This window comes from Kingella potus, from assembly GCF_900451175.1.
GTDB classification, from domain to species: Bacteria; Pseudomonadota; Gammaproteobacteria; order Burkholderiales; family Neisseriaceae; genus Neisseria; species Neisseria potus.
This window is the reverse complement of record NZ_UGJJ01000001.1, coordinates 338,511-361,613: the sequence shown is the minus strand read 5'-3', so window position 1 is coordinate 361,613 and position 23,103 is coordinate 338,511. Positions and strand designations below refer to the sequence as shown.

Here is a 23,103-nt window from a genome sequence, read left to right as displayed (position 1 = left end):
TGGCATTTTCAGACGGCCTGTTTTCCCGCAGCGCGTTAAGCTGCTATACTTTTCACGATTTTTAACATTGCCGTACAGACCGTCTGAAAACGCACAGCGGGCGGAGCAGTAAGCCGCCGCCTCGGGTTACGAAAGAAAAACCATGCAACGCCTCCTGCTCCTCCTGCTTGCCGCCGCCGTGTCCGCACACGCCGGAGAAACCCGCGTCCGCTCGCTCGACAAAGCGGGCGGAGCCATCCGCAGCCCGGAAGGCCGCGCCATCTACGAAAGCCAAATGTCCGGCAAAGCCATACCCGCCTTCAGGCCGCTCGATTTGGACACCCCCGCCGCACAGGAAATCCTCAAAGCCGCCGTTCCCGCCAAGCTGCACGGCCTGAGCTGGAACTTCCTCGAACTGCGCGCCTGGCCCGACAGCCCCGGCCGCTACATCGCCGTTGCCTGCACCGTTCCCGTCAGCCCCGATGCCGCAGCAGGCCGCACCGATAACAAGCAGGCCTGCGCCGGCCTCTATGACCACCGCAGCACCTACACCGCCGTCGTGGCCGTGCTCAAACAGGAAAACGGCCGCTACGTCCCGGCCGCCGCGCCCTACACCGAAAACACCGCCGATGCCTACGAAGATGTTGATAAAAAAGAAGATGCCTGCGGCAAGGGCAAAAAAGCGTGCGGCAAAACCGCCGCCCCCGATACGGCGGGCTTCTCCCTGCGCAGCCGCAACGGCAGCAACGTATCCGGTCTGCTGATGCGTTTCGACTTCGCCCCCTACCGCCTCAACGGCGACACCGCCGCTTTCGGCCTGCGCATCGGCGCACACGAAGGATACAGCGGCGGCAGCGCGCTCAATCAGGCCGTCAGCCTGTTTGCCGTGGTCGGCGGCAGGCTCAAACCCGTGTTTTCCGCCCCCGTGTACGAATTTGCCGACATCGCCGGCGACTGGAATCCCGACGGCACGCGCCAACACCATATTTCCGAAAGCGAAAGCGTGCTGTTTTTCGGACAGCCGCACGCGGGCTACAACGACATCGTCCTGCAACGGCGCGGCAGCAAAGGCAAGCGCGGCCGCACAATCTACCGCTGGGACGCAAAAGCGCAACATTACCGGCCGGCCGCAGCCACAAACAGCGGGGCAAAATAGCAAACGGCACAGGCCGTCTGAAAGCATCGGGCAGCCCGAAAAAACAGGCAGCGGCAGAAAACCGTTTCAGGCCGTCTGAAAATGCTTGTGTCCCCCAAGAAGCGGCAGAAGCCTGAAAACCCGAAAGCAGTCCGAAACCCGAATCCCGTCCGTCCACACCGTCCGAAAGATTTTCCATGATAAGCAAAGACCAATTCCTCGCCCACGCCGCCGCCGGCTGCAACCGCATCCCGCTGGTGCAAGAGCTGCTGGCCGACCTCGACACGCCGCTCTCGCTGTATCTCAAACTCGCCAACCGGCCCTACACCTACCTGCTCGAATCCGTTGTCGGCGGCGAACGCTTCGGCCGCTATTCCTTTGTCGGCCTGCCCTGCCGCACCTACATCAAAGTTTCAGACGGCCTCACCACCCTCTACCGCGATCACCTGCCCGTCGAAACCCACAGCGGCAACCCCCTGCAATACATCCAAGCCTTCCACGACAGCTTCCGCACCCCCGAAATCCCCGGCCTTCCCCGCTTCACCGGCGGGCTGGCCGGCTACTTCGGCCACGAAACCGTATACAGCTTCGAGCACCTCGCCCGCTGTCTCAAACACCCCCAAAAAGCCGACCCCCTCGGCACGCCCGACATCTTCCTCATGCTTTCGCAGGAGCTGGCCGTTATCGACAACCTCTCCGGCAAAATCTATCTCATCGTCTATACCGATCCCGCCGAAGCCGAAGCCTACGAACAAGCCCGCGCCCGCCTCGAAGAGCTGCGCGAACAGCTCCGCCAAAACGTCGCCATCCCCCTCTCGCTGGGCAGCACCCAAACCGAACCCCGCCACCACACCGGCGAAGCACGCTATAAAGAATACGTCCGCCGCATCCGCCGCTACATCCTCGACGGCGACTGTATGCAGGTCGTCCCCAGCCAGCGCATGAGCCTGCCCTTTGCCGACAAACCCGTCAGCCTCTACCGCGCCCTGCGCACCCTCAACCCCTCGCCCTATCTGTTTTACTACGATTTCGGCGATTTCCACATCGTCGGCTCCTCGCCAGAAATCCTCGTGCGCCGCGAGCGCGATACCGTCGTCGTCCGCCCCATCGCCGGCACCCGCGTGCGCGGCGCAACGCCCGAAGAAGACGCGGCCAACGCCGCCGCCCTGCTGGCCGACGAAAAAGAAACCGCCGAACACGTGATGCTGATTGATTTGGGCAGAAACGATGTCGGCAGCATCAGCCAAACCGGCAGCGTGCGCCTAACCGACAAAATGGCCATCGAAAAATACTCCCATGTGATGCACATCGTTTCCAACGTGGAAGGCCGTCTGAAAGAAGGCGTAAGCAATATGGACATTCTTGCCGCCACCTTTCCCGCCGGCACGCTCTCGGGCGCACCCAAAGTCCGCGCCCTCGAAATCATCGAAGAACTCGAACCCGAAAAGCGCAACATCTACGGCGGCGCGGTCGGCGTATGGGGCTTCAACAACGACATGGACCTGGCCATCGCCATCCGCACCGCCGTGATCAAAGACGGCACGCTCTATGTGCAAAGCGGCGGCGGCATCGTGGCCGATTCCGACGAAGAAGCCGAATGGCAGGAAACCCAAAACAAAGCCCGCGCCGTATTGCGCGCGGCGCAGATGGTGCAGGAAGGGCTGGACAACTAGCCCGCTGCTGCCCAAACGTATTTTCAGACGGCCTCAAAGCATTTGAGGCCGTCTGAAAATACAATTCCCCACCCGACAAGGAAACACATGAAATACCGACTGATCCTCACCGCAATCGCGGCAGCCCTGCCGCTTGCCTGTTCCGCTCCCCCGAAGCAGCGAAGCAGGGTGTGCCGCCTGAGCGGCGCACGCGTTCTTTAATTGCGCAGGCCGTCTGAAACCGTGTGCGCGGCTTACACCGCACCTCCTAGCTGCCGTGCAAACAGCATGATGGATATTTTCGTGTTGTTTCACTATAAAACAAACACCCCACCAACGCGTTTCCCCAGCCCACAGGAAAACCATGAGCAAAAAAATCCACGCCGTGCAATGCCCCCAATGCAGCAGCACCGAGCAGAGCGAAATCAAAGAAAACCACTACCGCTGCGGCAACTGCGGCACCGAATATTTCGTTGAAAACGGCAGCACGCAGATCAAACACTACCACTACTACGAGCCCGCACCGCCGGAGCGCGTCAGCCCCGTCGGCGCGAAACAATGGGCGTACGCAATCTTCGGCTGTATCGCCGTTACCGCCGGCCTGATTGCCCTGCCGATCATAGGAAAAAGCCGCAGCCCCAGCCCGCAATCACGCACCGCGTCCGACATCACCGTCGACAGCGAAGGCCGCCTGCGCCGCATCAGCCACAAACAATCCTTCTACTTCGGCAACGCCGAACACCCGAACATCCTCGCCGTGCTGTCGGAATTTCACTATCAGCCCAATCCCTTCCGCCTCACCTTTTACGACCCCGACAGCGGCAAAATCATCGGGCAGGCCGCCTTCGGCGGCAAATACGAAAAAGACAACGTCAGCACCAGCATCCGCGTCAAACAGTTTGCCACCGGCGAAATCTACCTGCTGGCAGGCAAAGAATCCATCCCGTTCACCGACATCTACCGCCTCGACACCAATACCCTGGGTTTGCAGGAAATGAACGAAGCCTTCCGCAAAGCCAATCCCGAACTCTCACAAGGCATCGCCACCGTAGAACCCTACAACGACGACGACTCGTTCCGTATCATGACCAACAGCGGCAAAAAGCTGCACTACTACCCGCACAGCAACCGCGCCTTTACCGAAGACGGGCAGCGCGACTACCTCTACCGCAAGCCCCCGCCCGTGCCCGCCGACGCGCCCGAGCGCACCGTCCTCACCTTCGCCTCGCGCAACGGCAGCAGCATCGCCATGGAAGAAGGAGATCAAGACTACCTGTTTGAATACATACAGAAAACGCCCGACGGCTTCCCCTTTGCTCCCGCCGATTTCTACTGGAATCAAGACGCAAACGGCAAACGCATCGTTTGGAACGACGAAACCCGCCGCGATTCGCGCATCATCAAATGGCGCGACGTAACCCCCGGCCGCGACTACTACCGCCCGAGGCTGGAATGCCGCAGCGGCAGATACGCCCTGATTACCTTCCACGAAACCGTCGCCAAAAGTTCGCCCGTTTTCCTGCAAATGCTCGACACCTCCTCCGGCCAACCCGTGTGGACGCAGAAACTGGGCGCGAAAGAAGAAATCAAAAGCTGCCGCGTCGGCGCGAAAGGCGAAGCCTATGTTTTTGAAAGCACCGACGGCCACAGAGTCAGCTTCAAGATTGCCTCCGACGGCAAAATCCTCAATGGCACACACTGGATCGAGCGTCTGGACGAAGCCACACCCGAAGGCGTGGAAACCCTTTCCCTGTTTGAATAAACCGTTTTTCAGACGGCCGCAAACGTTTTGGAGGCCGTCTGAAAACTTGAAAACACACTTTTTGCAATAAAGACCAAACCATGAAACCAAACACCCCCATCCTCCCGCCCGCCATGCTGGGCATACTCGGCGGCGGCCAGCTCGGCCGTATGTTCGCCGCCGCCGCCAAAACCATGGGCTACCGCGTTACCGTGCTCGACCCCGACCCGGCCGCGCCCGCCGCCGAATTTGCCGACCGCCATCTGTGCGCCCCTTTCGATGATGCCGCCGCTTTGGACGAGCTGGCGCGGTGTGCCGCCGTAACCACCGAATTTGAAAACGTCAGCGCCGATGCCATGCGCTTTCTGGCGCGGCACACACGGGTTTCGCCAAGCGCAGACTGCGTGGCCGTGGCGCAAAACCGCATTTTGGAAAAAGCGCGCATCCGCGAAGCCGGTTTGCAGACCGCGCCGTATCAGGCCGTCTGCACGCCCGAAGACATCACGGCAGCAAGCGCGGCTTTTCTGCCCGGCATTCTCAAAACCGCCACGCTGGGCTACGACGGCAAAGGCCAAATCCGCGTGCAGACTCCGGACGAACTCAAAACCGCATTCGCCGGACTGGGCGGCGTGGAATGCGTATTGGAAAAAACAGTTGATTTGCGCGGCGAAATTTCCGTTGTCGTATGCCGCTTGGACAGCGCAAACGTGCAAACCTTCGACCCTGCCGAAAACATTCACGAAAACGGCATTTTGGCCTATTCCGTCGTCCCCGCCCGCCTGAATGCCGAAATCCAGCAGAAAGCGCGGCAGATGGCGGTACGGCTGGCGGATGCTTTGGACTACAGCGGCGTATTGGCCGTAGAAATTTTCGTCGTCGGCGACACGCACGAACTGCTGGTCAACGAAATCGCGCCGCGCCCGCACAACAGCGGCCACCACACCATCGATGCCTGCGCGGCCGACCAGTTCCAGCAGCAGGTACGCATCATGTGCGGCCTGCCGCCCGCCGACACCCGCCTGCTCTCGCCCTGCTGCATGGCCAATATTTTGGGAGACGTGTGGAAAGATGACGGCCGCGGACCCGACTGGCTGCCGCTGCAAAGCGATGCCCGCGCCCACCTGCACCTTTACGGCAAAAAAGCCGCACGCAAAGGCCGCAAAATGGGGCATTTCGTTGTTTTCGCCGACGATGCCCAAACCGCGCTGGACAAGGCGCAAAAGCTGCACGGCCTGCTTTGAATAAAGTTTTGTCAGCATGAGGCCGTCTGAAAATCCGTTTTCAGACGGCCTCATGCCGCTTCGCGCCGCAGGCCTGCGGATTCCGGCGCGGCGCAAACGGATACAACCCTGTCCGCTGCTTCTCTGCCGAAACGCTTGGTTTTATCCGCTATAATCGCCGCCTTACCGCCGCCCTTTTGTTGCATCCACAGGAAACACTATGGCCATCCTTACCGTCTTGCGCCCTGCCGTGCCCGCCGACTGTGCCGACATCCACCACGTCCACGAATACGCCGTGCAGTACACCTGCCGCAAAAGCTACGACCAAACCGTACTCGAAGCATGGAGTGCGCTGCTCGCTCCGGAGAGCTATCTCGAAACCTTGGCCGATCCCAAGCGCGAGCTTTGGGTGGCCGAGTTTAAAGGCCATATACAGGGCTTCGTACAAATTGATTTGAAAGAAGCGCAGCTCGACGCGCTCTACGTCCATCCGTTCGTGCACAATCAGGGATTGGGCACCGCCCTGCTGCACAAGGCCGAAGAACGTGCGGCTTCGGCCGGCTTCGCCTTTCTCAAACTCTATGCGTCCACCAATTCCGTCAGCTTCTACCTGCTCAACGGCTACGATTCGCTGGGCAAGGCTGTGCTGCCGCTCAACCGCACGGTAAAAGTGGAATGCGAGCTGATGCGCAAAAGGCTGTGAATGCGCTGCCACACAAGCAAACAGGCCGTCTGAAAAGCGTTTTCAGACGGCCTGTTTGCTTGTGTGGCGGGGAAAGCGGAAATCTTTGCAAAACTCCGAATCTGCCGGAATCCGTATTCCCGTGCGGGCGGGAATCTTTGCCGCCATTTGGAAGGCATTGTAAAAACAGGCTGTTGATTCAACACAAATAAGATTCCAAGCTGCGCGGGAATGGCGGCAGGGGAGCTTGTGCAAAGGTTGCGGGCAGATTGGCCGTCTATCCGCGCGGGGTAATCGCCTCTTACGTGGCTGCCGTTCCGGATAGCTTGCTTTCCAAAACCACGCCGAAACACAAAACCGATTATTGGTTTTTAAGCAGGAAACCGTAGCCTATTCGTCGGGCGGCAGGGTCAGATACGGAAAGAGTTCGTGGTTTTTGTATTCGTATTCGATGCAGATGCGGGTTTGTTGCAATAGGTCAGAAAACCTTCCGTGCCGTTTTTGCAGGAAACACGGTAGCCGCCATAGGCGGCCTTACCCTCCGTCGGACGGCTGCTTTGCCGGCACAGCGTCCCCTTGGGGACAACCATGTCGGAAAAGGGCAGTTCCTCTATCTCCGAAGCCATCGGGATGTCGCGCGGCATCTGCACATATCCGCCCCAGCGTTCGCGTTTGAGGTCGTAGAGATAGAGGCCGAAGCCGAGAGCCAACAGCAAAAAAACGGGCAAAACTTTTTTCATCACGAAGTCCGAATGCGTTTTGAACACTTCGGAACGTTTTATTCTGCCGCCGCAAACAGGTTTGCGTATAAGGCCGTCTGAAAGCCGCAGTAGAAGCGTCCGCCGTGTTCCAACACGGGGCGTTTGATAAGGCTGGGTTGCGCGGCCATCAGGGCGACCGCCGCCGTGCGCTCCCCTGCCGCCGCCTGCTGCTGCGCCGTCAGTTTGCGCCAAGTGGTGCCGCGCCGGTTCAGCAGCGTTTCGAGGGGGATGTCGGCGAGCCAGGCTTCAATCTGCCGCGCCTCGGGCGGCTCTTTTTTGAAATCGGAAAAAGTGTAGTCCGCGCCGTGTTCCGCAAGCCATGCGCGTGCCTTTTTTACGGTGTCGCAATTGGGTATGCCGTATAAAACCGTCATTGGTTGATGCTCCTGTCTGTTGGTAAAACACAATTGTAGCAAAGCCGCCCGCCGCCTGTTGCCCCGCTTCCGGTTTGCCGATATGCTTGCCGCGCTTTTACTTTTTTCAGTTTAGGAGAACCAATATGAAAAAAAACGTACCGATTCTTGCCGCCGCGCTGGTGCTGGCTGCCTGCGGCGGCAGCCAAGAAGCCAACGAGGCCAACTTTAAAAAAGCTCTGGCACAGTCGGAAGAAGGCCGCTACGTCTGCCTGCTGCTGACGCTTGATGTGGTTATGCCCGACGGGCAGCACGCCACGCGCCACACCGTTATCGGCGAACCCGTGCTGCAATATGCCGGACGCGATGCACAAGGCAAAGAAATCAACAAAGCGGCGGCCAAACAGGTGGAAATCCTGGTGAAAGAGGGTTTCTACGCCAAGGAACAGCCGGAACAAAAACAGGCGGATCAGAACGAAAGCGGCGGCGGTAAACAGCCTGCCGGCATATTGTCTTTCCACCTTACCGAAAAAGGCATGGAACAGGCACGCGCTACGCCGAGCAGCCCCTGGTTTTGCCTGGGCGGACAGAAAATCAGAAAAATCAATTGGTTTACCACGCCCACGCCCGATAACGGCGTTACCGTGTCGGAAGTGTCCTATCAGGCCGAAATCGCTCCGGAAAAATGGGCGGACAAGCTGATTCAGGCCGGCGGCAAAGAGTGGGAATATCTGCGCGAGCCGTACGACCGAACCGCCACGCTGGTGCAGACCAATCTGGGCTGGAAGGATATGCGCGATTTGGGCCGCTAAATATCCCGCCGCTTGCAGCCAGATCCGCTGCGAAGGCAAGAGAGGCCGTCTGAAAACAGTTTTCAGACGGCCTCTTTATATCCGGCAAAGCGTTATTTCACGCGCATATCGCCGGTTTCAACGAAACGCTGGTGCCAAGACAGGGCTTCGTTCAGCAGGTGCGGCGTGTGCAGGCCGCCGGCTTTTTCGGCGCGGTCGAAGTAGTCGCGCAGCGCGTCGCGGTAGTCGGGGTGGGCGCAGTTGTCGATGATGAGGCGGGCGCGTTCGCGCGGGGATTTGCCGCGCAGATCGGCCAGACCCTGCTCGGTTACCAGCACCATGACATCGTGTTCGGTGTGGTCGTGGTGCGAAACCATGGGCACGATGCAGGAAATCGCGCCGCCTTTGGCCACAGACGGTGAAACAAAGAACGACAGGTAGGCATTGCGGGCGAAGTCGCCGCTGCCGCCGATGCCGTTCATCATTCTGGTGCCCATGATGTGGGTGGAATTGACGTTGCCGTAGATGTCGGCTTCGATCATCGCGTTCATGCCGATGATGCCGAGGCGGCGGATCAGCTCGGGATTATTGGTGATTTCCTGCGGGCGCAGGATGATTTTGCTGCGCAATTCGTCGATGTGCTTGTTGAAGCGTTCCAGAGCTTCGGGGCTGAACGAGAGGGCGGTGGCGGAGGCGGAAACCATTTTGCCGCTGAGAATCAGATCGAGCATGCCGTCCTGCAACACTTCGGTGTAGCCGGTGAGATTGTCGAAGGGGCCGTCCTGCAAACCGGCCAGTACGGCGTTGGCAACGTTGCCCACGCCCGATTGCAGCGGCAGCAGGTTGGCGGGCAGGCGGCCCATTTTCACTTCGTGCGAGAAGAAATCGATGATTTGCGCGGCGATGCTCTTGGACATTTCGTCGGGATCGGCGAATTTGCTGTTGCGGTCGGAAGCGTCGGTCAGGACGATGCCGGCGATTTTGTCCAAGTCGCAATGCAGATAGGGCGTGGCGATGCGTTCGCCGGCTTCGGTAAGCGGAATCGGTTTGCGGTGCGGTGCGAGGCCGATGCTGTCGTAGATGTCGGCCATGCCTTCGAGTTTGGCGTTTTGCTGGGCATTGACTTCGAGGATGACTTTTTTGGCTTTTTGCAGCCAGGTTACGTTGGTGCCGACCGCCAGCGAGGGAATCAGCTTGCCGTCGGCGGTGATGCCGGCCACTTCGACCAGGGCCACGTCCATGTCGCCGAAGAAGCCGGCGCGTACCTGCTGCTCGATGTGCGAGAGGTGTACGTCCATATAGGCGGCGTCGCCCGCGTTGATCTGGTTGCGCAGGGTGGGATCGGACTGGAAGGGGCTGCGGAAAGAGATGGCGTTGGCGCGGGCGAGTACGCCGTCGCATTCGTCGGCGGTGGATGCGCCGGTAATCATGCGGATTTTGAAGGGTTTGCCTGCGGCGTGGGCGGCCTGTGCCTTTTCGGCGATGGCGGCGGGTACCGCTTTCGGGTAGCCCGCGCCGGTGAAGCCGCTGATGCCGACGGTCATGCCGTTTTCGATGAGTGCGGCCGCCTGCTCGGCGGAGATGATTTTCTGGCGCAAGCCTGCGTGCTGAATGCGTTCTGCTGCGTTAGTCATATGGATTTCTCCTTCACAAATAAAGAAACCGCCCTGTATGAAACAAGGCGCAAAGTGAGGCCGCGCGTTGCCGGACGCGGTTGTGCGGGAATATATAGTAAAGGGTTGGCGGTGTAAAGTTTTGTTCCGGCGGCGGGGAAGGGCGGTTTTGCCCGTGCCGCAGCTTCCCGTTTTGCCCCGCAGGCGGCAAAACTTGTATAATCCGCGCTTTGCTTTTCCGACAGAGAGGATATTCCAATGAAACACCATACAAAACTGGCTCTGGGCACGCTGGCCGCCGCCCTTGCGCTGGCCGCCTGCAAACAGGAAGCCGCCGCGCCCGCCGCTTCGGCTGCGCAGCCCGCGTCCGCTGCTTCGGCTGCGGCGCAGGATCCGTCCGCGCTGGGCACGCCCGAGCAGCAGGTCAGCTACGCCATCGGCATGGACATCGGCCGCAATATCAAAAATATGAAAGAGCAGGGCGTACACATCGATCTGGACAAATTCAATGAAGCCGTACGCGCCGTGGCCGAAGGCAAAACCCCGCGCCTGAGCGATCAGCAGGCGCAGGAAGTGTTGGCCTCCTTCGTGCAGAAAGAACAGGAAAAAGCCATGGCCGCCGCCGAAAAAGAAGCGAAGCCCGCGCTGGATGCGGCCAAAGCCTGGCTGGCGGAAAACGCCAAGAAGGAAGGCGTGAAAACCACGGCTTCGGGTTTGCAGTATAAAGTGGTCAAAGAAGGCACCGGCAAACAGCCCAAGCCCGATTCGATGGTGAGCGTTACCTATACCGGCAAACTGACCGACGGCAAGGTGTTCGACAGCAATGCCGAAGCGAAAGAGCCGATGGCTTTTCCGCTGCCGGTGATGATTAAAGGCTGGCAGGAAGCCCTGCCGATGATGAAAGAGGGCGCGGAATACACGCTCTACATTCCGCCCGAGCTGGGCTACGGCGATGCGCCTCCGCCCAATTCCTCCATTCCGAAAAACGCCGTGCTGATATTTGACGTGAAGCTGGCGGCAACGGGCGAAATGCCCAAAGACGCGATGGTCGGCCTGCCGCAGGGCGAAGGCAAATAAAGGCCGTCTGAAAAAGTAGCGGAATCTGCTTTGCCGTCTGCCGGCGGCAAGTGCCGGTTCTGACAAACGAGGCCGTCTGAAAACCCGTTTTCAGACGGCCCGAACATATAAAAACACTATGAACCACACCATAACCCTCTCTCCCGACAACGAAACCTTTGAAGCGGACGAAGGCGAAAGCATTCTTGCCGCCGCCCGCCGCCAGGGTTTCAACCTGCCGCACTCCTGCCAAGCCGGCATCTGCGGCCAGTGCAAGGCCGAAGTCCTCTCCGGCCGCTACGAGCAGGGCGAACACGCCGAACAGGCTCTGCCTGCGGAAGAAGCCGCGCAGAACAAAATCCTTATGTGCTGCTGTTACGCGCAAAGCGGCCTCGAGCTGAAAGTGCCCGGCTACAACAGCAGCAGAATGCCGCCCGTCAAAAGCCTGCCCGCCCGCGTCGCCGCCGTGGACTACATCGGCGACACAGCCGTCGTCCGCCTCGATATGCCGAAAAAACCGGCATTTGTTTTTCTGGCCGGACAATATATCGACATCCTGCTCAAAGACGGCCACACCCGCAGCTATTCGCTGGCCGGCAGCAGCGCGCACACCGAACAGCTCGAACTGCACATCCGCAAACGCGACGGCGGCCTGTTCAGCAGCCTGCTGTTCGGCAGCGACCCCGCCATCAAAGAAAAAACCGTTATGCGCGTGCGCGGCCCGATGGGCACGTTTGTCTTGCAGGAAGACAGCACGGCTCCGCTCATCCTGCTGGCCACCGGCACCGGTTTCGCCCCCGTGCAAAGCATCCTCCACCGCCTTGCCGAACAGGACAGCAGCCGCACCGTCCGCCTCTATTGGGGCGGGCGCACCCTTGAAGAACTTTATTACCACAAGCAGGCCGCCGAGCTGGCAGGCCGTCTGAAAAACGCCTGCTTTATCCCCGTCCTCTCCCGTGCGGACGATAGCTGGCAGGGCGCGCGCGGCTACGTTTGGCAGCAGGTGCTGCGCGACTGCCCCGACCTTTCTGCCAGCGAGGTGTACGCCTGCGGCTCCCCCGCCATGATCCGCGATGCGCAGCAGGCATTGGTTGCGGAAGGCCGTCTGAAAGCCGATGCGTTTTTCGCCGACGCATTTTTGCCCGCACAATAATCCAAACGCGGCGGCAAACGGCAAAAAGGCCGTCTGAAAAACCGTTTGCCGTTTTTCAGACGGCCTCCTGTCTTTTTACTCCGCCAAATACCGCTGCCCGCAGGGAACACGTGGGCCGCTTATGCGGCACACTCCGGTCAGACGGTAATATTGCCGCCTGCCGTGCCGGACAGAATGGAGGGAGGCACAGCCGCGCACGCAGCATAAAAGGCCGTCTGAAAGCCGCAATACGGTTTTTCAGACGGCCTGCCGTTTTGCCCATACAGGATCCTGCGTAGGGTGTGCCGCCTCAAAGCACCGCCCGCGCTTTCCGATTTTCAGACGGCCTTTTATGCGGAAGAAAACAAAAAAGACACAAGGCTGCGGATTTTCTGTTTTGTCCCGCTACAAGGCCTTCGGGCGGCGCAGAGGCCGTCTGAAACCGTTTTGCCGTGCCAATCCCGCCGGTTGTCAAAGCCAATCGCCCGCCGCAGGGCGGCAACAATCCGTGCAGATATGCGTATAATTCCGGCAAACCAATGATTCGGCGGGGAAACGTCGCAAACCGTTTCTGCGCCGTTTCCCTTATTTTGAGGCCGTCTGAACATACCGTACGGCCGCGCCGCACAGCCCGATTTTTTATTTTTTATTATCGACAGGAAATCCGCCATGAACCGTATCTACAAAGTTATCTGGAACAACGACACCGCCGAATGGGTGGCCGCCTCCGAGCTGGCGCACGCCAAAGGCAAAAGCAAATCGGCCAGCCGCACGCGCCTTGCCGCCCTCGGCCTTTCTGCCCTGCTGGCCGGTACCGCTTCCGCCGCCATCCCCGAAGGCACGACGGCCGGCCCGACAGATGTGGCCGCCGGTACGGGCTCCGAAGCAAAAGGCAGCAATTCCGCCGCCTACGGAGCAAACGCCGCAGCCAACCAAGTGTCCGCCACCGCTTTGGGTGCCGCTGCCGCTGCCGGCGAATCCGCCACCGCCGTTGGCGCGTCATCCAAAGCGGCCGGAACAAGATCCGTGGCCGTCGGAAGCGGTGCCGATGCCCAGGCGGGCGATACTGTGGCTGTGGGCGGAAAAGCCCAAGCCTCGGCACAAAATGCAATCGCCATCGGCAAAGAAGCATCCGTCCGCGCCGCCACCGCCGCCGACCTGCCCTCGGGCATTACCGCCGCGCAAACAGGCCAGACAACGGGCATGGGCTCGGTTGCCGTCGGCGCGAATGCCAAAGCCTACGGCACAAATTCCACCGCCTTCGGCCAGGCCTCGAACGCTTTGGGTCAAAACTCGTTTGCAGGAGGACAGGCGGCGAAAGCCTACGGCAAATCCAGCGTCGCGCTCGGCGACGGCGCACGGGCAGACAACGATGCGGCTGCCGCAGTCGGCACCAGCTCGCGTGCAGCCAACGGCGGCGCGTCGGCCTTCGGCTACGCAGCCCATGCGGCCGGCTTCGGCGCGTCGGCATTCGGCCGTCAGGCGCAGGCTTTGGGCAATGCCGACATTTCCATCGGCGACAATGCGGGTAAAAACCGCAAAGATTTCGGCACCAATAACGGTGGCGCGGGCGTGTATTTTTCAGACGGCAAGCTGTCTTCCCCCGCTGCCGCCATTGCCACCCACACCAATATCGCCATCGGCAAAGAAGCCGCAGCCAACAGCGGCGGCATCCGCAACATCGCCGTCGGCAGCGGTGCGGGCATTTCGCATTTCGGCGAAGACAGTGTCGACATCGGCACCAATGCCAACAATTTCAAAGCCAACGGCGCGGCAGACGGTACGAAAACCGACACCCCGACACGCGCACGCTATACCGTTGCCGTCGGCTCGAACGCTATGACCTACGGCGACAATGCCGTTGCCCTCGGCAGCGGTGCCAAAGCCAAGCATTCCGATGCGCTCGCCCTGGGCAGCGCATCGGAAACCGAAGATGCGGTGGCCACCACCTCCGCTACCGTCGGCGGCATCAGCTACGGCGGCTTTGCCGGCAGCAGCCCCGCAGCCAACGCCAGCATCGGCAGCAACACCGTCAAACGCACCTTAACCAACGTGGCCGCAGGCCGCATTTCCGCCACCAGCACCGACGCGGTGAACGGCAGCCAGCTTTATGCCGTTGCCGACACCCTGTCGGGCAGGCTGACCCGTTATTACAGCGTCAAATCAAGCGCGACGGGCGCAGGCAGCAACTACGACAACGATGGTGCGACGGGCAACAATGCCCTGGCCGCAGGGGTCAAAGCCTCCGCCTCCGCCCTGAATACCGTGGCCGTCGGTTATAACGCGCAGGCCGGACGGGACGGCGCGGTGTCCGTAGGTGCGGACACCAAGGCCACCAGTGCTTCCACCGCATTGGGCAACGGAGCCAACGCGGCAGGCGAAAACTCCACCGCATTGGGCTGGGGTGCGTATGCCGCCGGCCGTGCCGACGTGTTTGTCGGCAAAAAGGCGGGCGAGGGTACGGAAGACAGCAATAATTTCAGCAATATCGGTATCGGCGAAGGAGCGGTAAAAGACGCAGGAAAAACAACGGCGGTAACCAATATTATCGGCATCGGCACCGGTGCGGCGGTGGGCTTGGAGAGCAGCCACAATATCGCGCTGGGCGCGTATTCCAACAACAAATTGGTAACCGGCACCGCCGTTACCGGCAGCGACAATATCGCCGTCGGCCAGAGAACCATTGCCACAGGCGGCGGATCGATTGCCGTCGGCACGAAAGCGCAGGCATCGGACCTTTCCGCCGTTGCCGTGGGACTCAATGCCGTGGCGCAAGGTCAGCAGGCGGTTGCCCTCGGCCGCAACACCAAAGCCGCAGGTGCCGGATCGGTAGCCGTCGGCGGCTCGGCCAATGACGGCAAAGGCGCAGCCGCCAACGGCTCGCAGTCGGTAGCGATCGGCCAGTTGAGCAATGCGGCGACAACAGGCGCGTCGGCCTTGGGTGTGAACGCGCAGGCCGCCCATCAGAAAGGCGTTGCCCTAGGCTACGAATCCGCCACCGAAGCCAACGTTACCACCACCGCCGCCACCATCAACGGCATCTCCTATTCTGGCTTTGCCGGAGCGGCCAATGCCAATGTCAGCATCGGCAAAAGCGGCTTTACCCGCACCCTGACCAATGTGGCCGCAGGCCGCATTTCCGCCACCAGCACCGATGCGGTGAACGGCAGTCAGCTTTATGCCGTTGCCGGCACCCTGTCGGACAGGCTGACCCGTTATTACAGCGTCAAATCAAGCGCGACGGGCGCAGGCAGCAACTACAACAACGACGGCGCAACGGGTGCGGACGCTCTGGCGGCGGGCGTGGGCGCGTCGGCTCAGCAGACAAGCTCGGTCGCCATCGGTAAAAACGCGGTTGCCGAAGGCAACGCCGCCGTGTCGGATTCCATCGCGGTCGGCACGGGCGCGAAAGCCTCCGGCAACGCATCGCTGGCCATCGGCCCGGGTGCGTCCACTTCCGGCAGCGACAGTCTCGGCGGCATTGCCATCGGTGCGGCCGCCACTTCCAAAAACGGCGGCCTGTCGCTGGGCAGCGGCGCGGATTCGGGCAACGGCACCGCGCTGATTCCCGGTATGCCCGTGCGCCTGAACAACAACGTGGCCTTGGGCGACAGCGCCACCGTAAAAGACAACACCAACTTCCGTGTTGCCCTGGGTTCGATGTCGATTGCCGGCGTGTCTGATTTGGACGCGGCTCCGTACAAACCCTCTGCCAATGCGCAAGTGAAAGGCATAGCCGCCTCCGGCGTAACCCTGGGCGAAGTATCCGTCGGCGGCGACAACCGCGCAGGACTCGGCCAAATACTCTACCGCCGCATCACCAACCTCGCCGCAGGTTCGGAAGACACCGATGCCGTCAACGTCAGCCAGCTCAAAGCCCTGGCCGCCGCAGGCACCAAAGTGGTCGGAGCGGGATTGGCCGGTGTCAGCTCCGACACCGACAAAGCCGGTGCCACCACCTACACCGTCAATGTCGCCCAAGCCGCCACACCTAATGTAACGCGCGGCAACGTTACCGTTGCCGCAGGCGATGCAGGCAAAGTTATGACCGCCGGCGACGTAGCTGCCGCCATCAACAAATCCGAAAAGACCTCTTCGGTTACAGCGGGGTCGGCAGCCGTTTCCGTCAAAGCGGGCAAAGAAGATGCGGCCGGCAACACACAGTACACCGTTGATTTGGGCACTGCCGCCAAAGCCAGCCTGGCCAAAGCCGACAGCGCGGTACAGAACATTGTCAGCAGCAGCCCCAACCTGAGCGCAAACAAAAGCGGCGACACCGTTACCATCGGCATGAGTGAAAACCCAGTGTTTACCAGCGTCCGCACCGGAGACACCTTACTGAACGGCAGCGGGCTGACCATCGCACCCGCAGGCAAAAACCCCGTTGTTTTAAATTCAGACGGCCTCAACAACGGCGGCAACAGAATCACCAATGTCGGCAAAGGCACCGTTTCCGACACCAGCACCGAGGCGGTAAACGGCAGCCAGCTTTACGCATTGGCCGAAAAACCGCTTACCTTTACCGGCGACAGCGGCAGCGTAAACCGCAAACTGGGCGAAACGCTGGGCATAAAAGGCGACGGCACATACGTATCGACCAAAGCGCAAAACGGCAGCGTCAACATCACCGTATCGGAAAACGCCGTCAGAGATGCTGCCCGCAAAGCGGTGGAAGTAAAAGGCGAGGGAGTCATCACCGTTACTCCCGCGCAGGACAACGCCGCCCACAAAACCACCTACACCGTCCGCTACGACGGCGGCAAAGCGGCGGCGGCCACCGACATTTCCTACACCGCCAACGGCGGCGCAGTCCGCAAGACCAGCTTGGCCAAAGGCTTCAATTTCAGCGACGGCGCGAACACCACCGCCGCAGTAGACGCAAACGGCGTGGTGAAATTCAACGCCGTAACCGGCGGCATAGCGGTAACGAACGGCAAAGCAGCGGTTGCCGCCGGCGATGCGGGCAAACTCGCCACCGCCGGCGACGTAGCCGATGCCATCAACAAATCCGAAAAGACCTCTTCGGTTACAGCGGGGTCTGCAGCCGTTTCCGTCAAAGCGGGTAAAGAAGATGCGGCCGGCAACACACAGTACACCGTTGATTTGGGCAATGCCGCCAAAGCCAGCCTGGCCAAAGCCGACAGCGCGGTACAGAACATTGTCAGCAGCAGCCCCAACCTGAGCGCAAACAAAAGCGGCGACACCGTTACCATCGGCATGAGTGAAAACCCAGTGTTTACCAGCGTCCGCACCGGAGACACCTTACTGAACGGCAGCGGGCTGACCATCGCACCCGCAGGCAAAAACCCCGTTGTTTTAAATTCAGACGGCCTCAACAACGGCGGCAACAAAATCACCAATGTCGGCAAAGGCACCGTTTCCGATACCAGCACCGAGGCGGTAAACGGCAGCCAGCTTTACGCATTGGCCGAAAAACCGCTTACCTTTACCGGCGACAGCGGCAGCGTAAACCGCAAACTGGGCGAAACGCTGGGCATAAAAGGCGACGGCACATACGTATCGACCAAAGCGCAAAACGGCAGCGTCAACATCACCGTATCGGAAAACGCCGTCAGAGATGCTGCCCGCAAAGCGGTGGAAGTAAAAGGCGAGGGAGTCATCACCGTTACCCCCGCGCAGGACAACGTCGCCCACAAAACCACCTACACCGTCCGCTACGACGGCGGCAAAGCGGCGGCGGCCACCGACATTTCCTACACCGCCAACGGCGGCGTAGTCCGCAAGACCAGCTTGGCCAAAGGCTTCAATTTCAGCGACGGCGCGAACACCACCGCCGCAGTAGACGCAAACGGCGTGGTGAAATTCAACGCCGTAACCGGCGGCATAGCGGTAACGAACGGCAAAGCAACGGTTGCCGCCGGCGATGCGGGCAAACTCGCCACCGCCGGCGACGTAGCCGCCGCTGTCAACAACGCCGCGTGGAAAGTAACCGCCAAAGCCGACGGCGGCATATTGGAAAATACCGCAGCCGTCTCAGCCGTCAAAGCCGACGACCAAGTCGGCCTGCAAGTCGGCAAAAACCTGAAACTGAAACAAAACGGCAGAAACTTTACCTATTCGCTCAACGACACGCTAACCGGTTTGAACAGTGCCTCCTTCGGCGGCGGTACGGGCAGCCCCGCAACGGTTATTAACGGAACGGGCGTAAGCATTACGCCGGCCGGCGGCGGACGGGCTGTCTCACTTACCGGAAACGGCCTGGACAACGGCGGCAACAAAATCACCAACGTAGCCAGCGGAGGCAATACCGACAGCAATGCCGCCAATATCGGCGATGTGAAAAAAGCGGCGGCGGCAGCGAGAAACACCGTCTCCGCAGGCGATGCCAATGTTACCGTCAGCCCGAATGTTTTGCCCGACGGCCATACCGACTACGCGGTGAAGCTCGCCGACAATGTGTCGCTGGGCGCAGGAAAGGTATCCCTCGACGGCACAAGCGGCAACATCTCCGCCGCCGACAGCGTCAAAGCGGGCAATACGGTCGTTGCGGGACAGGGCGTGAACGCCGTTACCCTCGACGGCACCAAAGCCCAAGTGAAAGCAGGCAGCGTGCTTGTTGACGGCAAGGCGGGCAACATTACCGGTTTGAGCAATACGGCCTGGGTCAGCGGGCAAACCGCTCCCGTCAGCGGACGGGCAGCCACCGAAGACCAGCTTAAAGCCGTGGACAACCAAGTGGCACAGAACAAAACCGATATTGCCAATCTCAACGGCAGCATCGGGCGCGGCCTGAATTTTGCCGGCAACACGGGTTCTGCCAACAAGCAACTCGGCCAAACCATGAATATTGTCGGCGAAGGTACGAAAGCCGACAGCCGCTATTCTGGCGAAAACGTCAAAACCGCAGTAGATGCCAACGGCAATTTGGTGGTGAAAACCGACAAAGACCTCAAAGCCGAAAGCCTCACGCTGGCCAAAGACGGGAATACCGGCCTGGTATTGGGTACGGAAAACGGCGCGGGCAAAATTGCCTTGAACGGCACAAACGGAGCGAAAGCCGATATCGGCGCAGCCAAAGGCGCGGCCGTTCTCGGCGGCACGGCGCAGACAGACCGCATCCGCTACAACGGCTCGGACGGCACACCGCGCGAAGCCGCCACTATGGATGACGGCATGAGTTACGGCGGCGACAATCTGGCCGCAGACGGCACGATTGCCAAAAAACTCAACCAGCGTCTCGACATCATCGGCGGTGCGGACAAGTCCAAACTGAGCGACAACAACATCGGTGTCAATAAAGACAGCCAAGGCCGTCTGAAAGTACAGTTGTCCAAAGAGCTCAACGGTATGGGCAGCGCATCGTTTGCCGACGGCAGCGGCAGCACCACCGTTGTCAATGCTGAGGGTAGCACAGTCAGAGACAGTGCGGGCAACCAAACTGCCGTCCAGGCGGGAGGAGTCAGTATCACTGCTTCAGGCAAAAATCCCGTCGTCCTCAATTCAGACGGCCTCAACAACGGCGGCAACAAAATTACCAATGTAGCCGCAGGCGAGCGGCCTACCGATGCCGTCAATCTCGGCCAGCTCAACGCCAGACTCGGTGCGCTTACCGATGCCGCCAATCTGAACTTCAACGCTTTGGAACACAAAATCGACAACATCGGCGAAACGGCCAATGCCGGCGTGGCCGGAGCGATTGCACAAGGCACGATTCCGCAGGTAACCCGCCCGGGCGCATCCGGCCTCGGTGTGGGCAGCGGCTACTACGGCGGCCAGTCCGCCCTTGCAGTCGGTATGTCTTCTATGAGCGACGGCGGCAACTGGATTGTCAAAGGCAATGTTTCCGTGAACACCAAAGGCCGGGTCGGCGCGGGTGCGGGTGCGCTTTACCAATGGTAAACGGCTAGCCCGCCGCCGACGGTTTCATACTTGTTGAGGCCGTCTGAAAAAAGGAAAGGCCGTCTGAAAATCTGTTTTCAGACGGCCTTTCCTTTTTGTCTTCGCTTCTTGCGCCGTGCAGGCCGGATTAGCGGAAAATATTTCGGCAGCCCACGGCAACGGCTTTAACGGGGCTGCCGCCCTTGCTGTGTTTTCCGGCAGGATGAAGGGAGCAGCCGGTTTTTTGCCGCCTGTTAAGTGAAAGGGAGGGTAGGGAAAGGAGGCGGAGGTATCGGCGGTTGGCTGGAAAACTCAGGGAAAGGCCGTCTGAAAAATGTTTTAAACGGCTGCGCTTGGCATTTAGGCAGAGGCCGTCTGAAAACAACCGAAAGTAAATACGGCAGGACGCATAATGTGTAGAAATCCCTAGCGTTGTTTACAGTATTTCAAGGAAAATACCGTAAATGAACATCCACAAAAACACCCGCCTCGTCCCGCACGACCGCCAAGCCATCTGGCTCGCCTACACACAGAACAAAGAAAGCGTTACTTCCCTTGCCCGCCGCTTTATGGTCAGCCGTACCACCATCTATCGTGTGCTCAAAGCCGCACGAGTCCAATTACTTGTGCCGCAGAACAGCACCAACAACCGCTTCAAGCAGGCCTATTACGGAATGCGCCGTTTGGCCAAAGCAGAACGCGCCATCTAAGAGAAGCTTAAAAAGCAAGCCAAACGCTACAACAAGTCCTACCCGGGCGAAATGGTTCATGTGGACACCAAACGGCTGCCGTTGCTCAAAGGGCAGAGAGTTAGCGACAAACGCGATTACCTGTTTGTTGCCATTGATGACTTCTCACGAGAGCTATACGCGGCTGTCTTGCCCGACAAAACGGCAAACAGTGCCGCCATGTTTCTTAACGACCACGTTATCAAACCCTGCCCGTATCTGATTGAATGCATCTATTCGGACAACGGCAGCGAGTACAAAGGCGCGGCTAATCATGCGTTTGGCGTTGCCTGTTTTGAGAACGGCATCAATCAGAAGTTTACCCGTCCTGCGCGTCCGCAAACCAACGGCAAAGCCGAAAGGGTGATACGGACGATTATGGAGATGTGGCACGACAAACAGCAGTTTGACAGCCCCAGTCATCGGCAGAAAGAGCTGTGCCGCTTTGTGAATTTCTACAATACCGTGAAGCCGCACAGCAGCCTGAAAGGGGATACGCCTTTTGAGGTGTTGCAGGCTTATTTTTCCCAACCTGTTGTGTAAACAACGCTGTTGATTTCTACACATAATGGAAAATCGGAATATAAAAAAGCCGCCTGTTAAAAGGCGGCTTTTTGTGCGGACAGCCGGAAATCAGTCAACCGCCGCTACAACGGCAACGGTAATTTTGGCTACTGCATCGGTATGCAGGGCAACTTCCACTTCGTATTCGCCGATGGCTTTAAACGGGCCTTCGGGCAGGCGGACATTGGCTTTAACGGCTTCGATGCCGGCGGCAACAATGGCGGCGGCGATGTCGGCGTTGGTTACCGAGCCGAACAGACGGCCGTCAACGCCGGCTTTCTGGGCGACGGTAACGGTTTGTCCGTCGAGTTTCTCTTTGCGTGCCAAGGCATCGGCAAGGATCTCGGCCTGACGGGCTTCCAGTTCGGCACGGCGTGCTTCAAATTCGGCCTTGTTGGCTTCGGTTGCGCGTTTTGCTTTGCCTTGCGGGATCAGGTAGTTGCGGGCATATCCGTTTTTCACGGTTACGATGTCGCCCAAGCTGCCCAAACCGCCGATTTTTTCTAACAGAATAATTTGCATGATTTACGCTCCAAAATTATTTGTGTTGGTCGGTGTAGGGCAGCAGTGCCAGGAAACGGGCGCGTTTGACTGCAACGGCAAGCTGACGCTGGTAGTGTGCTTTGGTGCCGGTAATGCGGGCAGGGATGATTTTGCCGTTTTCTGTAATGAAATCTTTCAGCAAATCAACTTGTTTGTAATCCACTTCCTGGATTTTCTCAGCCGTAAAACGGCAGAATTTTCTACGTTTGAATGTTTGACGAGCCATGTCGTTTAACCTTTATATTCTTGAATGTTCTGTATCCTGAGTATCGGGAAAGGACTGCGGCTGCTCCGGGCGGAAAGGAATCCGCCTGCCTGCACGACTGTGTTTTCCCGATGTTGCCATATCAATGCGTCCGTTCCGACGATTTTTGCCGTTATTTCCAGCTTGGCCGTACAGTTTCTGCCGTTTTCATGCTGTTGCGATTCGTGCTGCAAAAGCAGATCCAAGACAGGGATGCCGGCGGGGGTATAGCGGAGGGGGCTGCATTTGGCGATACGGGCGGTAAGGACGAAGAGGTTTTCCAAATTACGCTTCGGCGGCTTCCTGCTGCTGGGGATTCAGCAGGTTTTTCGATTTTTCTTCCTTCATCATGGGAGAAGCCTCGGTTACCGGGTGCTTGGTTTGGATGGTCAGATGGCGCAGCACGGCATCGTTGAAGCGGAAGCCGGTTTCCAGCTCCTCGATAACGGCCGGTGTGGTTTCGATATTCATCAAAACGTAGTGCGCTTTATGGATTTTGTTGATGGGGTAGGCCAGTTGGCGGCGGCCCCAGTCTTCGAGACGGTGGATGACACCGTTGTTCTCGCTTACCAGTGCTTTGTAACGTTCAACCATGGCGGGCACCTGCTCGCTTTGATCGGGATGAACGATAAACACGATCTCGTAATGACGCATGTTATCTCCTTACGGTTTAAAGACAGTCTGCCGCCATGCGGTGCGGCAGACAAGGTTGCAAAACGCGGCATTATAACGGGCGGCGGCGGTGGTGGCAAGTTTAACTGCCGTTGCCGTCGAACAGGTCGCCGCTGAACAGGTCGGGTTCTTCTATCCGTTTCCGGCAGTCGATTGTGATGTTTTCGGTAACACGGCAGCAGCAGGTCAGGATTTCCCCGGGTGCGATAAAGGCGAGCGGCAAGTCTGCGTATGACACGCGGCCGGAGAGGATTCTGACGCGGCAGAAACCGCAGTAGCCGCTGCGGCATTGGTATTCGATTTCGTGGCCGGTGCGTTCCAGTCCTTCGAGCAGGGTTTCTCCCTCTTGCAGCGGGAAAGTGGTGTCGTGTGTGCTGATTAACGGCATGGATGGGTGT

17 protein-coding genes and 1 pseudogene are annotated in these 23,103 nt (G+C 59.3%); 10 read left to right on the top strand and 8 right to left on the bottom strand.

Translation table 11 applies throughout. The features are described 5' to 3' along the window. Nucleotides 1-142: 142 nt before the first annotated feature. The 5 genes from DYE40_RS01705 (at nt 143) to DYE40_RS01685 (ending at nt 6,430) form a co-directional block, all read left to right on the top strand. A complete protein-coding gene (locus DYE40_RS01705) occupies nt 143-1,135 on the top strand; it encodes a hypothetical protein (RefSeq protein WP_115307455.1) in 993 nt (330 codons plus the stop codon). Nucleotides 1,136-1,311: 176 nt separating this feature from the next. Next, nucleotides 1,312-2,787 (top strand): anthranilate synthase component I, encoded by a 1,476-nt coding sequence (gene trpE / locus DYE40_RS01700; RefSeq protein ID WP_115307454.1) that lies wholly within the window; start codon nt 1,312-1,314, stop codon nt 2,785-2,787. Nucleotides 2,788-3,130: 343 nt separating this feature from the next. Beyond that, nucleotides 3,131-4,528, top strand: coding sequence for a hypothetical protein (locus tag DYE40_RS01695; protein ID WP_115307453.1), 1,398 nt, complete (start codon nt 3,131-3,133; stop codon nt 4,526-4,528). An 80-nt stretch (nt 4,529-4,608) separates the two neighbouring features. After that, nucleotides 4,609-5,748, top strand: coding sequence for a 5-(carboxyamino)imidazole ribonucleotide synthase (locus tag DYE40_RS01690; RefSeq protein WP_115307452.1), 1,140 nt, complete (start codon nt 4,609-4,611; stop codon nt 5,746-5,748). A 199-nt stretch (nt 5,749-5,947) separates the two neighbouring features. After that, on the top strand, nt 5,948-6,430 hold the full coding sequence (locus DYE40_RS01685; protein WP_115307451.1) for a GNAT family N-acetyltransferase: 483 nt from the start codon (nt 5,948-5,950) through the stop codon (nt 6,428-6,430). A gap of 389 nt (nt 6,431-6,819) precedes the next feature. On the opposite strand, the gene DYE40_RS01680 is transcribed toward DYE40_RS01685, so the two are convergent. Both DYE40_RS01680 and DYE40_RS01675 read right to left on the bottom strand, forming a co-directional pair. Further along, nucleotides 6,820-7,149, bottom strand: coding sequence for a hypothetical protein (locus DYE40_RS01680; protein WP_147286544.1), 330 nt, complete (start codon nt 7,147-7,149; stop codon nt 6,820-6,822). A 38-nt stretch (nt 7,150-7,187) separates the two neighbouring features. Continuing rightward, a complete protein-coding gene (locus DYE40_RS01675) occupies nt 7,188-7,544 on the bottom strand; it encodes an arsenate reductase (RefSeq protein ID WP_115307449.1) in 357 nt (118 codons plus the stop codon). 125 nt (nt 7,545-7,669) lie between these two features. Between DYE40_RS01675 and DYE40_RS01670 the strand changes: the two genes are divergently transcribed. Further along, entirely contained in the window at nt 7,670-8,335 is a 666-nt protein-coding gene (locus DYE40_RS01670; RefSeq protein ID WP_115307448.1) for a hypothetical protein, read from the top strand. A 92-nt stretch (nt 8,336-8,427) separates the two neighbouring features. Here DYE40_RS01670 and scpC read toward each other — a convergent pair whose 3' ends face one another. Continuing rightward, nucleotides 8,428-9,948: a succinyl-CoA:acetate CoA-transferase ScpC gene (gene scpC / locus DYE40_RS01665; RefSeq protein WP_115307447.1), complete on the bottom strand. Its 1,521-nt coding sequence runs from the start codon at nt 9,946-9,948 to the stop codon at nt 8,428-8,430. A gap of 237 nt (nt 9,949-10,185) precedes the next feature. Here scpC and DYE40_RS01660 point away from each other — a divergent pair, with 237 nt between their 5' ends. The 4 genes and pseudogenes from DYE40_RS01660 to DYE40_RS13255 all read left to right on the top strand — a co-directional run bounded on the left by DYE40_RS01660 (nt 10,186) and on the right by DYE40_RS13255 (nt 21,251). Further along, nucleotides 10,186-11,004: an FKBP-type peptidyl-prolyl cis-trans isomerase gene (locus tag DYE40_RS01660; protein WP_115307446.1), complete on the top strand. Its 819-nt coding sequence runs from the start codon at nt 10,186-10,188 to the stop codon at nt 11,002-11,004. Between the two features lie 118 nt (nt 11,005-11,122). Beyond that, nucleotides 11,123-12,136: a 2Fe-2S iron-sulfur cluster-binding protein gene (locus tag DYE40_RS01655; protein ID WP_115307445.1), complete on the top strand. Its 1,014-nt coding sequence runs from the start codon at nt 11,123-11,125 to the stop codon at nt 12,134-12,136. 648 nt (nt 12,137-12,784) lie between these two features. Then, nucleotides 12,785-19,975, top strand: coding sequence for a YadA-like family protein (locus tag DYE40_RS01650; RefSeq protein WP_115307444.1), 7,191 nt, complete (start codon nt 12,785-12,787; stop codon nt 19,973-19,975). A gap of 443 nt (nt 19,976-20,418) precedes the next feature. Then, nucleotides 20,419-21,251: pseudogene (locus tag DYE40_RS13255) on the top strand (integrase core domain-containing protein). A gap of 64 nt (nt 21,252-21,315) precedes the next feature. On the opposite strand, the gene rplI reads toward DYE40_RS13255, so the two are convergent. The 5 genes from rplI to yfaE form a co-directional block, all read right to left on the bottom strand. After that, nucleotides 21,316-21,768 carry a 50S ribosomal protein L9 gene (gene rplI / locus DYE40_RS01640; protein ID WP_115307443.1) on the bottom strand — a complete coding sequence of 151 codons (453 nt, stop codon included), beginning with the start codon at nt 21,766-21,768 and terminating at the stop codon, nt 21,316-21,318. Between the two features lie 16 nt (nt 21,769-21,784). After that, nucleotides 21,785-22,015 carry a 30S ribosomal protein S18 gene (rpsR, locus tag DYE40_RS01635; protein WP_002641495.1) on the bottom strand — a complete coding sequence of 77 codons (231 nt, stop codon included), beginning with the start codon at nt 22,013-22,015 and terminating at the stop codon, nt 21,785-21,787. A gap of 5 nt (nt 22,016-22,020) precedes the next feature. Then, nucleotides 22,021-22,317 carry a primosomal replication protein N gene (gene priB / locus DYE40_RS01630; protein WP_115307442.1) on the bottom strand — a complete coding sequence of 99 codons (297 nt, stop codon included), beginning with the start codon at nt 22,315-22,317 and terminating at the stop codon, nt 22,021-22,023. A 1-nt stretch (nt 22,318) separates the two neighbouring features. Then, nucleotides 22,319-22,687, bottom strand: coding sequence for a 30S ribosomal protein S6 (gene rpsF / locus DYE40_RS01625; RefSeq protein ID WP_115307441.1), 369 nt, complete (start codon nt 22,685-22,687; stop codon nt 22,319-22,321). Nucleotides 22,688-22,787: 100 nt separating this feature from the next. After that, nucleotides 22,788-23,093, bottom strand: coding sequence for a class I ribonucleotide reductase maintenance protein YfaE (yfaE, locus tag DYE40_RS01620; protein WP_115307440.1), 306 nt, complete (start codon nt 23,091-23,093; stop codon nt 22,788-22,790). Between the last annotated feature and the right edge of the window lie 10 nt (nt 23,094-23,103).

Coding starts and splice junctions, on each gene's coding strand:
- DYE40_RS01705 (WP_115307455.1), top strand. CDS start 143: ATGCAACGCCTCCTGCTCCTCCTGCTTGCCGCCGCCGTGTCCGCACAC.
- trpE (WP_115307454.1), top strand. CDS start 1,312: ATGATAAGCAAAGACCAATTCCTCGCCCACGCCGCCGCCGGCTGCAAC.
- DYE40_RS01695 (WP_115307453.1), top strand. CDS start 3,131: ATGAGCAAAAAAATCCACGCCGTGCAATGCCCCCAATGCAGCAGCACC.
- DYE40_RS01690 (WP_115307452.1), top strand. CDS start 4,609: ATGAAACCAAACACCCCCATCCTCCCGCCCGCCATGCTGGGCATACTC.
- DYE40_RS01685 (WP_115307451.1), top strand. CDS start 5,948: ATGGCCATCCTTACCGTCTTGCGCCCTGCCGTGCCCGCCGACTGTGCC.
- DYE40_RS01680 (WP_147286544.1), bottom strand. CDS start 7,149: ATGAAAAAAGTTTTGCCCGTTTTTTTGCTGTTGGCTCTCGGCTTCGGC.
- DYE40_RS01675 (WP_115307449.1), bottom strand. CDS start 7,544: ATGACGGTTTTATACGGCATACCCAATTGCGACACCGTAAAAAAGGCA.
- DYE40_RS01670 (WP_115307448.1), top strand. CDS start 7,670: ATGAAAAAAAACGTACCGATTCTTGCCGCCGCGCTGGTGCTGGCTGCC.
- scpC (WP_115307447.1), bottom strand. CDS start 9,948: ATGACTAACGCAGCAGAACGCATTCAGCACGCAGGCTTGCGCCAGAAA.
- DYE40_RS01660 (WP_115307446.1), top strand. CDS start 10,186: ATGAAACACCATACAAAACTGGCTCTGGGCACGCTGGCCGCCGCCCTT.
- DYE40_RS01655 (WP_115307445.1), top strand. CDS start 11,123: ATGAACCACACCATAACCCTCTCTCCCGACAACGAAACCTTTGAAGCG.
- DYE40_RS01650 (WP_115307444.1), top strand. CDS start 12,785: ATGAACCGTATCTACAAAGTTATCTGGAACAACGACACCGCCGAATGG.
- rplI (WP_115307443.1), bottom strand. CDS start 21,768: ATGCAAATTATTCTGTTAGAAAAAATCGGCGGTTTGGGCAGCTTGGGC.
- rpsR (WP_002641495.1), bottom strand. CDS start 22,015: ATGGCTCGTCAAACATTCAAACGTAGAAAATTCTGCCGTTTTACGGCT.
- rpsF (WP_115307441.1), bottom strand. CDS start 22,687: ATGCGTCATTACGAGATCGTGTTTATCGTTCATCCCGATCAAAGCGAG.
- yfaE (WP_115307440.1), bottom strand. CDS start 23,093: ATGCCGTTAATCAGCACACACGACACCACTTTCCCGCTGCAAGAGGGA.